This is a genomic window from Xanthomonas sp. NCPPB 2933, from assembly GCF_056725225.1.
Map to the genome: position 1 here is coordinate 4,424,665 of NZ_CM161518.1, position 14,765 is coordinate 4,439,429.

General features: G+C 65.7%; 11 protein-coding genes. All 11 read right to left on the minus strand.

The features are described 5' to 3' along the window. Window positions 1–84 precede the first annotated feature (84 nt). The gene (gene ftsZ, locus AC1PLU_RS18640) at window positions 85–1,320 is read right to left on the minus strand and encodes a cell division protein FtsZ (RefSeq protein ID WP_074056691.1); all 1,236 of its coding nucleotides are present in this window, start codon (window positions 1,318–1,320) and stop codon (window positions 85–87) included. A 293-nt stretch (window positions 1,321–1,613) separates the two neighbouring features. Further along, complete coding sequence (gene ftsA, locus AC1PLU_RS18645; protein WP_003485272.1) at window positions 1,614–2,849, minus strand: cell division protein FtsA; 1,236 nt, start codon at window positions 2,847–2,849, stop codon at window positions 1,614–1,616. Next, on the minus strand, window positions 2,846–3,682 hold the full coding sequence (locus AC1PLU_RS18650; RefSeq protein ID WP_481093519.1) for a cell division protein FtsQ/DivIB: 837 nt from the start codon (window positions 3,680–3,682) through the stop codon (window positions 2,846–2,848). The genes ftsA and AC1PLU_RS18650 overlap by 4 nt, the downstream gene beginning before the upstream one ends. Before the next feature lie 112 nt (window positions 3,683–3,794). Then, the gene (locus tag AC1PLU_RS18655) at window positions 3,795–4,751 is read right to left on the minus strand and encodes a D-alanine--D-alanine ligase (RefSeq protein WP_481106948.1); all 957 of its coding nucleotides are present in this window, start codon (window positions 4,749–4,751) and stop codon (window positions 3,795–3,797) included. Beyond that, window positions 4,748–6,181: a UDP-N-acetylmuramate--L-alanine ligase gene (gene murC, locus AC1PLU_RS18660; RefSeq protein WP_023902728.1), complete on the minus strand. Its 1,434-nt coding sequence runs from the start codon at window positions 6,179–6,181 to the stop codon at window positions 4,748–4,750. Before murC ends, AC1PLU_RS18655 begins: the two co-directional genes overlap by 4 nt. Beyond that, window positions 6,178–7,380: an undecaprenyldiphospho-muramoylpentapeptide beta-N-acetylglucosaminyltransferase gene (gene murG / locus AC1PLU_RS18665; protein ID WP_481108552.1), complete on the minus strand. Its 1,203-nt coding sequence runs from the start codon at window positions 7,378–7,380 to the stop codon at window positions 6,178–6,180. The genes murC and murG overlap by 4 nt, the downstream gene beginning before the upstream one ends. 59 nt (window positions 7,381–7,439) lie before the next feature. Then, on the minus strand, window positions 7,440–8,822 hold the full coding sequence (gene ftsW / locus AC1PLU_RS18670) for a putative lipid II flippase FtsW (RefSeq protein WP_481106949.1): 1,383 nt from the start codon (window positions 8,820–8,822) through the stop codon (window positions 7,440–7,442). After that, the gene (gene mraY, locus AC1PLU_RS18675; RefSeq protein ID WP_023902725.1) at window positions 8,822–9,907 is read right to left on the minus strand and encodes a phospho-N-acetylmuramoyl-pentapeptide-transferase; all 1,086 of its coding nucleotides are present in this window, start codon (window positions 9,905–9,907) and stop codon (window positions 8,822–8,824) included. The genes ftsW and mraY overlap by 1 nt, the downstream gene beginning before the upstream one ends. Further along, the gene (locus tag AC1PLU_RS18680; protein WP_481106950.1) at window positions 9,897–11,390 is read right to left on the minus strand and encodes a UDP-N-acetylmuramoyl-tripeptide--D-alanyl-D-alanine ligase; all 1,494 of its coding nucleotides are present in this window, start codon (window positions 11,388–11,390) and stop codon (window positions 9,897–9,899) included. Before AC1PLU_RS18680 ends, mraY begins: the two co-directional genes overlap by 11 nt. Then, window positions 11,387–12,862 carry a UDP-N-acetylmuramoyl-L-alanyl-D-glutamate--2,6-diaminopimelate ligase gene (locus AC1PLU_RS18685; RefSeq protein ID WP_481108553.1) on the minus strand — a complete coding sequence of 492 codons (1,476 nt, stop codon included), beginning with the start codon at window positions 12,860–12,862 and terminating at the stop codon, window positions 11,387–11,389. Before AC1PLU_RS18685 ends, AC1PLU_RS18680 begins: the two co-directional genes overlap by 4 nt. 8 nt (window positions 12,863–12,870) lie before the next feature. After that, window positions 12,871–14,739 carry a peptidoglycan D,D-transpeptidase FtsI family protein gene (locus tag AC1PLU_RS18690; protein WP_481106951.1) on the minus strand — a complete coding sequence of 623 codons (1,869 nt, stop codon included), beginning with the start codon at window positions 14,737–14,739 and terminating at the stop codon, window positions 12,871–12,873. Window positions 14,740–14,765 lie beyond the last annotated feature (26 nt).

Genomic DNA, 14,765 nt, shown 5'->3' on the forward strand with positions numbered 1-14,765 from the left:
AGAAAGAGGACATGGCATTGCAACCCCGAAGCGAACCTCGGGGCATTGCGGGCGGCGCCACCAAGGTGGCATCGCAGTGAAGCGTCAGTCTGCCTGGCGGCGCAGGAACGCCGGGATATCCAGGTAGTCGTTGGGCAGGTCTGCCGCCGGCGCAGAGGAACCGCCGCCGTTGGTGTTGCTGCTGCCGACCGAGTCGCTGCTGGGACGACGCAGGCCAAGGCCCATGCTGCCGCCAACGGCCTTGGACACCGCATCGCCGCTGGTTTCGAAATCGCCGAATTCCGGCTGGCCGGTGGTGGCGTTGCGCACCAGCTTGATCGGCGCGCGCTGGTCCGGACGCTGGGTCTGACGTGCAACCGCACGGTTCAGGCCAGTGGCGACCACGGTGACGCGCACTTCGTCCTGCATGTCCGGGTCGAGCACGGTACCGACGACCACGGTGGCATCTTCCGAAGCGAACGCTTCGATGGTGCGGCCGATCTCGTCAAACTCGGCCATGGTGAAGTCCGGGCCGGCGGTGATGTTGACCAGGATGCCGTTGGCGCCGGCCAGGTTCACATCGTCCAGCAGTGGGTTCTGGATGGCGGCTTCGGCAGCGGCCTGCGCGCGATCGTCGCCGCGTGCCGAACCGGTGCCCATCATGGCCAGGCCCATTTCCGACATCACGGTGCGCACGTCGGCGAAGTCGACGTTGATCAGACCCGGACGCACGATCAGATCGGCGATGCCCTGCACGGCGCCCTGCAGCACGTCGTTGGCAGCGCGGAACGCCTGAATCATGGTGGCGTTGCGGCCGAGCACGGTGATCAGCTTTTCGTTGGGAATGGTGATCAGCGAATCGCAATGCTGGCTCAGTTCCTCGATGCCCTTCAGCGCAACCTGCATTCGGCGGCGGCCTTCGAACGGGAACGGCTTGGTGACCACGGCCACGGTCAGGATGCCCATTTCCTTGGCAAGCTGTGCAACCACCGGCGCTGCACCGGTGCCGGTGCCACCGCCCATGCCGGCGGTGATGAACACCATGTCCGCACCCTGCAGCGCGTCCATGATGCGCTCGCGATCTTCCAGCGCGGCCTGACGGCCGACTTCCGGATTGGCGCCTGCGCCCAGGCCCTTGGTGACATTGGTGCCGAGCTGCAGCTGCAACTTGGCGCCGCAGTTCTTGATCGCCTGCGAGTCGGTGTTGGCGGTGATGAATTCCACGCCATCGACGTTGGTGTTGACCATGTGTGCAACCGCGTTACCGCCGCCGCCGCCCACGCCAACGACCTTGATTACCGCGTTGGGAGCCATCTTTTCGATCAGTTCAAAATGTGCCATGTCAGTGTCCTCTTGAGCCGGGATTGGGGAGTGGGGATTGGGATTCGCAAAAGCGTTGGTCCCTGTCCACTCCGCACCACGGCGAGTGTTGTTGTTTGAAAGTCGGGATTCGTGTGCGGGACCGTAGATGCGCTGTTGCGCTCTACGACTCACCTCACCTACTCCTCGACGCAATGCCTGCAAAAAAGTTTACCGCCTACCCGCTCGCCGCTCTCTACTTGATCTTTGCTGCCACTCTGCTTTTTCTTTTCGCTCTTACCAATCCCAAATCCCGAATTCCCAATCCCGGCCCCTCAGAATTCGCCGCGATACCAGTTCTTCAATTTCTTGAACAAACTCCCGGCACGTCCGGTCGGGATCGACGGACGACGCGGGTGTTCGATCTGGCTGCCCATCAGCAACAGGCCCACGCCGGAGGCGTGCACCGGGTTGCCGACGACTTCGCCCAGGCCGGTGACGTGCTGGGGAATGCCCACGCGCACCGGCATCTGCAGCATTTCTTCGGCCAGTTCGACCACGCCTTCCATCTTCGACGCGCCACCGGTGAGCACCATTCCGGCGCGCACCATCTCCTCGAAACCGGAGCGGCGCAATTCGGCCTGCACCATTTCGAAAATTTCTTCGTAACGGCCCTGTACTGCCTGCGCGAGCGCATGCCGTGGCATGCGGCGCGGCGGGCGATCGCCGACCGAGGGCACCTGGATGCTTTCTTCGGCGGTGGCCAGCTGCGCCAGTGCGCAGGCATAGCGCACCTTGATCTGCTCGGCTTCCGGGGTCGGCGTGCGCAGCATGTGCGCGATGTCGTTGGTGACATGGTCACCGGCGATCGGCAGCGATGCGGTGTGGCAGATCGCGCCCTGCACGTAGACGGCGAGGTCGGTGGTGCCGGCGCCGATATCCACCAGCACCACGCCCAGTTCGCGCTCGTCGGCAGTCAATACCGCCACCGACGATGCGAGCGAGGACAGCACCAGATCGTCGACCTGCAAGCCGCACTTCTGCACGCACTTGGTGATGTTGGCCGCGGCCGACTGCGCGCATACCACCAGATGCGCATGCACCTCCAGGCGCACGCCGGTCATGCCGACCGGATTGCGGATACCTTCCTGCGAATCGTCCAGCACGTATTCGCGCGGGATCGCATGCAGGATGCGCTGGTCGGCAGGAATGGCCACGGCCTTGGCCGCATCCAGCACGCGCTCCAGATCGCTCCAGGTCACTTCTCCGTCGCGGATCGGCACGATGCCGGGCGAGTTCTTGCACTGCACGTGGTTGCCGGAGATCGATGCGTACACCGAGCGGATTTCGCAGCCGGCCATCAGCTCTGCTTCTTCCACCGCGCGCTGGATCGACTGCACGGTGGATTCGATATCCACCACCACGCCGCGCTTGAGACCGCGCGACTCATGCGAACCGATGCCGATCACTTCGATCGGATTGCCGGGCGAGTACTCGCCGACCAGCGCGACGACCTTGGAGGTGCCGATGTCCAGTCCAACGATGAGGGATTTGTCGCCTTTGCGGTTCATGTCTTAAAGCCGGGATTCGAGATTCGGGATTCGGGATTGGAGAAGATCGGTCTACGGTTACGGGGCAATTCCAGAACAACCGTGTGGTGTGCGGCAGGCGCAGCCGGCGGCACCTTTTTCTTGGTTTCCGGCAAGCCCTCTTCCATTTTTCGTTCGACCGTAAAGCCATTGGTGTAGCGCAGGTCGGCGCGGGCGATCGGGCGTTGCGGGTCGGCCAGTTGCGGCAACACGCGGGCGAAGCGTTGCAGACGGGCGCGTGCATCGTCGCGGCCGATCACGATCTGCACGCCGTTGCTCAGTCCCAGCGACCAGCTGCCGCGTGCGTCCATTTCCAGGCGCTCCACATCCAGCCCGGTCGGGGCGAACAGCGCGCGCGATTCGTTGTACAGCGCCACCACGTCCTGCGTCTTGCTGTCCGGGCCGCCGAGTTGCGGCAGCTTGAAGTCCTTCAACAACGGCGGGGTGCGGAACAGCCGGCCCTGCTCGGACAACATGCGGTCGGTGCCCCAGCGCGCGAACGGCTTGTGCTCGGTGACGCGCACTTCCAGCACGTCCGGCCAACGCTTGCGCACCTGCGCACTTTCCACCCACGGCAACCGTGCGATGGCGTCCTGCGCGTTCTGCAATTTCACTGCGAAAAAACCCGAGCGCGCATACGGCAGCACCACCGCACGCAGCTCTTCGGCCGGCACCCGCTTGAAGTCGCCGGAGACCCGCAACCGCGCCAACGGCCAACGCTCGGCGCCGACCCAGCCATTGAGCACGGCCACCACAGGCAACGCGACCAGCGTCACCGCGATCAACCAGGCCAGGATGCGCAGGGTGGCGTTCATGGGCGCGCTCCGCGCGCAGGAATGGGGAATCGAGAATAGGGAATCGTCAACAGCGGCGCACTGCCGGCTGTCGCTTTTGCGATTCCCGATTCCCGATTCCCCAATCCCGTCTTCATAGCGTCTGCTCCAGCACGCGCCAGACCAGTTCTTCGAAATCGATACCGAGCTGGCGCGCGGCCTTGGGCACCAGCGAGTGGCTGGTCATGCCCGGAGCGGTGTTCACTTCAAGCAGATACAGCTGGCCGCTGGCGCGGTCGCGCATCACGTCGACGCGGCCCCAGCCACGTGCGCCGGCAGCGCGGAAGGCGTCGAGTGCGAGCTGGCGGATCTGCGTTTCGGCATCGCCTTCCAGGCCCGGGCACAGGTACTGGGTATCGTCGGCCACGTACTTGGCGTTGTAGTCGTACCACTGGCCCTTGGGCACGATGCGGATCGACGGCAGCGCGACCTCGCCGAGCACGGCCACGGTAAGTTCGTCGCCTTCGATCAGCTGCTCCATCAGCAGCGCGCCGTCGTAACGCGCCGCCATCAGCACGGCTTCTTCGAGCTGGGCCTGGTCGAACACGCGGCTGATGCCGACACTGGAGCCTTCGTTGGCCGGCTTGACGATGACCGGCAGGCCAATCTGCTGTGCGGCGGCATGAATTTGATCGGCGCTGGCGCCGGCGGCCAAACGCGCATAGCGCGGTGTGGACAGGCCCAGCGACAGCCACACCTGCTTGGTGCGGATCTTGTCCATGCTCAGCGCCGAGCCGAGCACGTTGGAGCCGGTGTACGGCACCTTGAACGCTTCCATCAGGCCTTGCACGATGCCGTCTTCGCCGCCGCCGTTATGGCCGTGCAGCACGTTGAAGACACGGTCGAAACGTTTTTCGACCAGGGCCTGCGCCAGTGCCGGAATGCCGTCGACCGGCTGCGCATCGACACCGCGTGCGCGTAATGCATCGAGCACGTTGCTGCCGGAGTTCAACGACACTTCGCGCTCGGACGAGGTACCGCCGAGCAGCACGGCGACACGGCCGAACGCAGCCGGATCGGTGCCGCGCACGTTGGCGACCGTCGCGCTCATGCAGCCGCTCCGGTGAAGCCGTTATTGATGATGTGCTGGGCCACGTAACCGATATCGCCGGCCCCCATCATCAGTAATAGATCGCCGTCCTGCAGCACGTCCGGCAACACTTCGGCCAGGCCCGAAATCTGGCCGACCACCACCGGCTCGCTGCGGCCGCGCGCACGGATGGCACGCGCCAACGCACGCGAATCGGCGCCAGGAATCGGCGCTTCGCCGGCCGGGTAGACCTCGCTCAACACCAGCGCATCGACGGTACTCAACACCGCGGCAAAGGCATCGAACTGATCGCGGGTACGGCTGTAACGATGCGGCTGGAATGCGACCACCAGACGCTTGTCCGGCCAGCCACCGCGGGCTGCGGCGAACACCGCTTCCAGCTCGCGCGGATGGTGGCCGTAATCGTCGACCACGCGCACGCGTGCACCGGTGCTGGTGGTGACTTCGCCCAGATCGTTGAAGCGACGGCCGATGCCGGCGAAGTTTTCCAGCGCACGCGCAATGGTTTCCGGCGCCACGCCCAATTGCCAACCGATCGCCGCTGCTGCCAGCGCATTGAGCACGTTGTGACGGCCCGGCAGTGCGAGCGTCACCGGTGTGGTGGTGCCCTCGGGCAGGCGCAGCGTGAAGCGCATGCGCGGGCCATCCTGCACCACATCTTCGGCGCGCACGTCGGCGTTTTCGCTCATGCCGTAGCTCATCACGTGGCGCGGCGTCTTGCTGGCCAGTGCCGCTACTTCCGGGTCGTCGATGCACAGCAGCGCCAGACCGTAGAACGGCAGGCGCTGCAGGAATTCTGCGAATGCCGCCTGGATGCGCGAGAAATCGTTGCCGTAGTTTTCCAGGTGATCCGAATCGATATTGGTGATCACCGCCATCAACGGGTTCAGGCGCAGGAAGCTGCCATCGCTCTCGTCGGCTTCGGCCACCAGCCACTGGCCGCCACCGAGTTTGGCGTTGGCACCGGCAGCCAGCAACTGCCCGCCGATGACGAAGGTCGGATCCAGCCCGCCTTCGCTCAGCACGGCCGCCGCCAGGCTGGTGGTGGTGGTCTTACCGTGCGTGCCGGCCACCGCGATGCCGCGACGGAAGCGCATCAGCTCGGCCAGCATCGCCGCACGCGGCATGATCGGAATGCGCTGGCTGCGCGCTTCCATCAGCTCGGGGTTGTCTTCGCGGATCGCGCTGGACACCACCACGCAATCGGTGCCGAGCACATTGGCCGCCGAATGCCCACGCATCACCCGCGCACCCAGCTTGGCCAGCCGACGTGTGGCCGCGTTATCGGAGTTGTCGGAGCCGGAGACTTCATAGCCCAGCGTCAGCATCACTTCGGCAATGCCGCTCATGCCGGTGCCGCCGATGCCGACGAAATGCACGCGCGGGAAGGCGCGCACCAGATCGCCGCTGTCCTGCAGACGGCGGATCACGCTGCACCTCCTGCGGAGGTGCCGGGATTGGGGATTCGGGATTGGAGATTGGTGGCGATCAACTGCGCGGAGTGGTCGCCATTAACGGATTTCTGCATGCTGTCCTGCTTGTGCTGTTGCTCTGTACGAATCCCCAATCCCGAATCTCCACTCCCGGCCTCTTGAAGAATGATGTCGGCGATGTGTTCGGCGGCATCCGGTTTAGCCAAGGTGCGGGCGGCTTGTGCCATCGACAGGCGGCGCGCGGGGTCGGCGAGCAAGGTCTGCAAGACCTGCTGCAGACGCACGGCCAGGGTGTCGTCCTGCTTGAGCAGCACGGCGGCGTCGGCGCCGACCAGGTATTCGGCATTGCGGGTCTGGTGATCGTCCACCGCTGCAGCGAAGGGCACCAGCACGCTGCCGATACCGGCGGCGCACAGTTCAGCCAGCGTAGATGCGCCAGCACGGCACACGACCAGATCGGCCCAGGCGTAAGCAGCCGCCATGTCAGCGATGAAGGGTTCGACACTGGCGTTGACGCCGGCCTGCGCGTACGCCGCTTCGGCTTCGGCGCGCAGCTTTTCGCCGCACTGATGACGCACGTCGACATCCGGGTGACCGAGTGCCGCCAGTGCCGCCGGCACAGCTTGATTCAATGCGCGTGCACCCTGGCTGCCGCCGAGGACCAGCATGCGTACCGGGCCACCACGACCGACGAGGCGCAGAGCCGGCACGGGGAGCGCTGCGATTTCCGCGCGCACCGGATTGCCCACCGCTTCTTCGCCAGCGAAGCTGCCCGGAAAACCGGTCAACACGCGACGCGCGAAACGCGACAACACCTTGTTGGTCATGCCGGGTGCGCGATTTTGTTCGTGCACCAGCAATGGCACGCCGAGCAGACGAGCAGCCAGGCCGCCCGGGCCGGCCGCAAATCCGCCGAAGCTGATCACCGCACGCGGCTGGCGCTTGCGCAGTACGAAGCCGGCGGCGCGCACCGCGCGCATCACCCGGACCGGCGCGCCGAGAAGTTTCACGATGCCTTTGCCGCGCAGCCCGGTGATGGCCAGCGTGTCGAGCTGGATATCGTGCTGCGGCACCAGGCGGGTTTCCATCGCGCCATCGGCACCGAGCCAGGTCACCGGCACGCCACGCGCGCGCAGCACCTTGGCCACGGCCAGGCCCGGGAAGATATGCCCACCGGTTCCGCCAGCAAGGATCATGACCGGACGAACCACAGCAGACTGCGCGGGCGCTTGTGCGGGATTGGCGTGCTTATTACTCACGCGATCCTCCCGAACGTCGGTTCCACACGCGGCTGCATGCGGCTGGTGCCGCGCAGGATGGCCGATGCCGGCGCCACCGATGCTGCAGCGACCGGTGCGGGTGCGGGTGCGGGCGCAGCGGCAGCCACGGTATCGCGCTGCGGTTTGCGCGCTGGCGCATACGCCGGCGGCACTGAGTCGACCACCGGCTCGGCAGGCTCAGTCGACGGCGCGCCTGCACCCTGCGGCGACAACTTGCTGCGCAGGCGCTCGGCGCGATCCATTTCGTAGGACACGCGCAACAACAAGCCCATCGCCACGCAGGTCATCAGCACCGACGAACCGCCGGAGGAAATCAGCGGCAAGGTCAGGCCCTTGGTCGGCAGGATGCCCAGATTCACGCCCACCGAGACGAAGCTCTGCAGGCTGATCCACAAGCCGATACCGAAGGCGATGTAGCCCGAGAAATGACGCTTCATTTCCACGCAGCGCATGCCCAGCCAGAACGCGCGGCCAACCAGTAGCGCGTACAGCGAGATCACCCCGCACACACCGACAAACCCGAGCTCTTCGGCAATCACCGAAAAGATGAAATCGGTATGCGCTTCGGGCAGGTAGTTGAGCTTTTGCACCGAGGCGCCCAGACCAACGCCGGTCCATTGGCCGCGGCCGACCGCCATCAAGGCGTTCGACAACTGGTAGCCGGAGCCGAGCTGGTCAGCCCATGGATCCAGGAACGAGGTGATACGACGCAGGCGGTACGGCTCCAGGATCGCGATGAAGGCGAACACCGGCAGGCCGAACACGATCGGCATCGACATGCGCGGCAGGTTCACCCCGCCCAGCACCAGCATGCCGGCGGTGATCGCCAGCAACAGCGTGGACGAACCGAAGTCCGGCTGCATCAGCAGCAGGCCGACCAGTGCGATCGCCACGCCCAGCGGCTTGAGCATCGCCGGCCAGGTCGCATTGACCTCGTCGCGAAAGCGCACCAGGTAGCTGGACAGCCACACGATGTAGAGCACCTTGACCGCTTCCACCGTCTGGAATTTCGACACGCCCAGATTGATCCAGCGTTTGGCGCCGTTGACGCTGCTGCCCAGGCCCGGCACGAACACCACCATCAGCAAACCGAAGCAGGCCAGCAGCAACACCTGGTTGTACTGCTCGATGGTCTTGAGCTCGGTCCGCATCGCCCAGAACGCCAGGCCAATGCCGATGCCCAGAAACAGCAGATGGCGAGTGAGGTAATAGAACGGGTTGTCGGACAGTTCGATCGAGCTGGATGCCACCATCACCACGCCCAGCGAGGCGAGCGTGGCCGCGGCGCCGAGCAGCCACGGGTCGTAGCGGCCGCCGATGGCTTCGAGTCGAGTGGCTTGACGCGCGTTGTCGTTCATCAGCGCACCTTCAACGTGGCAAGGCCGATCAGCACCAGCACCACCGAGATGATCCAAAAGCGCACGATCACGCGCGGCTCCGGCCAGCCCTTCAATTCAAAATGGTGATGGATCGGCGCCATGCGGAACACGCGCTTGCCGGTCAGCTTGAAGCTGGCGACCTGGATGATCACCGACAGCGTTTCGATCACGAACACGCCGCCCATGATCACCAACACCAGTTCCTGACGCACGATCACCGCGATGGTGCCGAGTACTGCGCCCAGCGACAGCGCGCCGATATCGCCCATGAACACCATGGCCGGATAAGTGTTGAACCACAGAAACCCTAACCCTGCCCCGGCGATCGCCGAGCAGATGATGATCAGCTCGCCGGCCCCGGGAATCAGCGGGATTTTCAGATATTCGGCAAACACCACGTTGCCCGAGGCATACGCGAACACACCCAGCGCGCAGGCCACCAGCACGGTGGGCATGATCGCCAGACCATCCAGGCCGTCGGTCAGGTTCACCGCGTTGGAGAAGCCGACGATCCAGAAGTAGGCAATGACCACAAAGCTCACGCCGGCCAACGGCAACGCCACCGCCTTGAACATCGGAATGTAGAAGGTGATCGCGGCCGGCACATCGGCGGTGTAGTACAGGAACAGGCCGGCAGCCAGGCCGAAGATCGACTGCAGCAGATATTTCCAGCGCGACTTCAGGCCGTTGGGGTCGCGACGCACGATCTTGATCCAGTCGTCATACCAACCGATCGCACCAAAACAGAGCATCACCGCCAGCACCAACCACACATAGCGGTTACGCAGATCGCCCCACAACAGCACCGACAAGGTCACCGTCAACAGGATCAGCGAGCCGCCCATGGTGGGCGTACCGGCCTTGGAAAAATGCGTCTGCGGGCCGTCCTGACGGATCGGCTGGCCGCCCTTGAACTGGCCCAGCTTGCGGATCACCGCCGGGCCCATCCACAACGACAGGAACAACGCGGTCAGCGCCGCTAGGATGCCGCGGAAGGTCAGATAGTTGAACAGCCCGAACAGGCTCTCCAGTTGCTGTAGCCAACGGGCCAACTCAAGCAGCATGGGAAGTGTCCTCCGCCGCTGCGAGCAACGCGGCGACGATGCGATCCATCGCACTGCCACGCGAGCCTTTCACCAACAACGTGGGCGGGACCTGAGCCGTGGTGGCGGCAGTCTGCGCCGCCGCACCGGTGTGTTCGTGCATCGAAGAAGATTCCTGCGTTTGAGTCGGCGAAACGGCGACCTGCGCCAGATCCGCCTGCAACGCCGCGACCAGCGCGGCATGAGTGGCGAACACGCGGCCGCCATCGCCGAACGCCTGCGCGGCGGCGGCGCTGAGCTCGCCCAACGCGTACAGCCGCTGCAGCTTGGCCGCGTGTGCGCGACGCCCGGCGGCGGCATGCAATGCCTTGCCTTCCGGGCCGAGTTCGCGCATGTCGCCGAGTACCAGCCAACCAGCGCCCGGCGCGGCAGCCAGCGTGTCGATGGCCGCATCCAGCGAACCTGGATTGGCGTTGTAGCTGTCGTCGATCAGCACCGCGCCGCTGGGCAGCGTATGTGCGATCTGACGACCGGCCACCGGGCGCGCCTGCGCCAGACCGGCCGCGATAATCGGCAATGCAATGCCCGCGCCCAACGCCAGCCCGGTCGCAGCCAACGCGTTGAGCACGTTGTGGCGGCCCGGCAACGGCAGCGCGATCTGCGCTTCGCCTTGCGGCGTCACCAGCGTGAACTGCGCACCACCGTCCTGCAGCCGTAGCCCACGTGCAGTGAGGTCGGCGCTGGCCTGCAAGCCATAACGCAACACGCGGCGCCCGTGCACCGGCTGCGCATGCAATTGCTGCTCGAACCAGGCGCCGAAGGCATCGTCGGCATTGATCACCGCCACACCATCGGCCGGCAATGCCGCGTAGATGGCGCCCTTGGTGCGGGCGACGCCGAGCAGGCTGCCCAGGCGTTCCAGATGGGCGGGTGCGATATTGTTGACCAGGGCTACGTGCGGCTGCGCGATGTCGGTGAGATAGGCGATATCGCCCGGCTTGCCGGCGCCCATTTCGTAGATCGCAACATCCGCATCGTCCGGCGCGGCGATCACCGCCAGCGGCAGGCCGATTTCGTTGTTGCGGTTGCCCGGATTGGCGTAGACGGTGGTGCCATCGACACGCCCGGCCTCTTCCAGGATCGACAGCAACAAGGCCTTGACGCTGGTCTTGCCGTTGGAGCCGGTCAACGCGATCACGCGCGTGGCGCGGTCGCGCTGCATGCCGGCGGCGATACGCGCCAGCGCGAGTTCGGTGTTTTCCACCAGCACCTGCGGCACGCTCAGCGCAGGCAGCAGGCGATCCACCAGCAACCCACTGGCGCCCTGCGCCACCGCGTCTGCGGCAAAGTCGTGTCCATCGAAACGCTCGCCGCGCAGCGCCACATACAGGCTGCCGTTGGCGAGCGTGCGGGTGTCGTTGCCGACCGCGTCGATCATGGCGTCGTCGCCGTGCAACTCGCCGCCGGCCCAGTGGGCGATCAACGACAACGGAGTGAGCTTCATGCGCGCACTCCCAGCACGGTGCGCGGCAGCAAGGCCTGCGCCGCCACGATGGCGTCGTCGAAGGCATGCCGCACGCCGGCGACTTCCTGATACGGCTCGTGGCCCTTGCCAGCGATCAGCACGATGTCGGAGGCACCGGCCATGCTGATGGCCTGATGGATCGCCGCGGCGCGATCGCGCTGCACGATCGCCGCATCCGGACGCGCAAAGCCGCGCAGGATGTCGGCCACGATCGCATCGCCATCTTCGCCACGCGGGTTGTCGTCGGTGACGATCGCTACATCCGCATTGACCTCGGCGATCGCCGCCATCTGCGGGCGTTTGCCGGTATCACGCTCGCCACCGCAGCCGAACACGCAGATCAGCCGGTCCTGCGCATGCGAACGCAGGCTGGCCAATGCCTGTTCCAGCGCGTCGGGCGTGTGTGCGTAGTCCACCACCACCAACGGGGCGCCATGCGCGCCACCGAGACGATTCATGCGGCCGTGGATCGGCTGCAGCTGACCAAGCACTTCAGCAATCTGTGCCGGCGCGATGTCCAACGCAGACAACGCGCCGGCGACCGCGAGCAGGTTATCGACGTTGAAGCGGCCAAGCAGCGGCGAGTGCACCGGATGCACGTGGCCGTCGATATGCAACGCGAAATTGATGCCGTTGTGATCCAGCTGCAGCGCCTGCGCACGCACCGCTGCCTGGGCTTGCGCGCGCGAACTCACACCGATCGCGCGCAGCGCCGGGTCGAGCGCTGCGAACAGAGTGCGGCCGAAGTCATCGTCCAGATTCACCACGGCTGCTTTCAATCCAGCGCGCGTGAACAGCTTGGCCTTGGCCGCGCCGTACTGCGCCATGTCGCCGTGGTAATCGAGATGGTCGCGGGTGAGATTGGTGAACACCGCCACGTCGAAATGCACCGCATCCACGCGGCCCTGATCGAGCGCGTGCGAGCTGACTTCCATCGCCACGGCCTGCGCGCCTTCATCGCGCAATTGCGCCAGCAACGCATGCGTGGGCAGCACCAGCGGCGTGGTGAAACCGGTCGGCACGGCGCTGCCATACAGGCCGACACCCAGGGTGCCGAGCGTGCCGGCAGGGGTGCCGAGCAGCGTCAGCGCCTGCGCCAGCAACTGCACGGTGGAGGTCTTGCCGTTGGTGCCGGTGACGCCGATCATGCGCAGCGCCTGCGAGGGCTGGCCATGAAACTGATCGGCCATCGCGCCCAGGCGCGCGCGCAAACCAGGCACGGCGATCGCATCGGCCGGTGCCGGCAACTCGGCAGGCGCTGGCGGCTCGAACAACACCGCCGCTGCGCCATTGGCACGCGCCTGTTCGACGAAGCCCAGACCATGCGCGCCGAAACCGGCGATCGCCACGAAGGCATCGCCCGCACGCACCGCACGGCTGTCCATCACCAGACCCGAGACCTGCACGTCGTGCGCGAGCGGCACGTCCGGCAACAGCTGCGACAGCGGCATGGAGCGGCTCACTGGCGGCTCTCCTGCAACGGTGCGGGCTGGGCCGGCGCGGGTAGCGCGGCAGGTGCAAGTGCGGTGGGAATACCGGCAGACACTTCATCCACCGGATCCGGCATCAATGCCGGGTCCAGCTCGGGCGGCTGCGGCTTGGCGATCGGCTGCCCGGTCTTGCCGGCGGCCTGCGCGGCCAGCCACGACTGGATGTCGTCCGGCGGCACGTCCATCAGACGCAGCGCGCCTTCCATCACCTTGTGGAACACCGGTGCCGACACCAGGCCGCCGTAGTACACCTTGCCCTGCGGATCGTTGATCACGATGACCGTAGCAAAGCGCGGGCGCGTGGCCGGCACCAGACCGGCGAACAGCGCGTTGTAATGCCCGCGCTCGTAGCCGTTGGCGCCGTTCTTGCGCGCGGTACCGGTCTTGCCGGCCACGTGATAGCCCAGGATGGCCGCGCCCTTGGCGCCGCCCTGGGTGACCACGGTTTCCATCATGTCGATGACCTGGCGCGCCACTTCAGGCGTGACCACCTGGCGGGTTTCGTTGTGCTGGCCGCGTACGAAGGTCGGCGGGGTCAGCTTGCCGCCGTTGCCCAGCGTGGCGTACGCCTGCGCGATCTGCAGCGGCGTCACCGACAGGCCATAGCCGTACGACATCGTGGTCTTGGACGGGCCGCTCCAGCGCGCCGGCTGCAGCACCACGCCCGACGATTCGCCGGGAAAACCGCTATGCGGCGCGCTGCCGTAACCGAAATTGCGGATCGACTGATAGAACGTCTGATCCGGCACCTTGGCCGCAATCTTGGCCGCACCGATGTTGGAGCTGCGCGTGATCACGCCGGTGACGTTGAGCACGCCGTTGTTGCGTGGCACATCGCGGATGGTGAAGCGCCCCACGGCCATGTAGCCGGGGTTGGTGTCGATGATGGTGTCCTTGGTCACCACGCCGGCAGTCAATGCGGTGGCCACGGTGAGCGGCTTCATCGTCGAACCCGGCTCGACCAGATCGGTGACCGCGCGGTTGCGGCGCGCCGACGGATTGATGCCGGTGACCGAATTGGGGTTGTAAGTCGGCAGGTTGACCATCGCCAGCACTTCGCCGGTGGCCACGTCCATCACCACCATCGACCCGCCAGCGGCGTTGTTTTCGACCAGCGCGTTGCGCAGCTCCTTGTAGGCCAGGAACTGGATGCGGCGGTCGATGCTCAGCGTCAGGTCCTTGCCCGGCTGCGCAGGACGCACCAGATCCACGCTCTCCACGATCGCGCCGCGCGCATCGCGCACTACTTTCTTGGAGCCCGGCTTGCCGCGCAGCCATTCGTCGAAGGCCAGCTCCAGGCCTTCCTGGCCGCGGTCGTCGATATTGGTAAAGCCCAGCACATGGGCCATCGCTTCGCCTTGCGGATAGAAGCGACGGAACTCGCGCTGCGAGAACACACCGGGAATCTTCAGCTCCACGATGGCATGCGCCTTGTCCGGATTGATCCGGCGCTGCAGGTACATGAATTCCTTGCCGGCCTTCTGCGCCAGCTTGGCGTTCAACTCGTCCAGCGGCTGGCCGAGCGCCTTGGCCAGCTCGATAATGCGGTCCGGATTGCGCAGCAGTTCCTGCGGATTGACCCAGATCGACTCCACCGGCGTGGACACCGCCAGCGGCTCGCCGTTGCGGTCGGTAATCATGCCGCGCGAGGTGGCGATCGGCAGCTCGCGCAGGTAACGCGCCTCACCCTGGCGCTGATAGAAATCGCGATTGACCAACTGCACGAACGCCGCGCGGCCGATCAGCGTCACCGAGCACAGGCCCAGCGCGATACCGACCAGCGTCAGGCGGCCACGCAGGTTGAAGTTGCTGCGCGCGCGGTTGCGGCCGGCCTTCATGGCGTACCTCCGTGTGCGCCACCCTG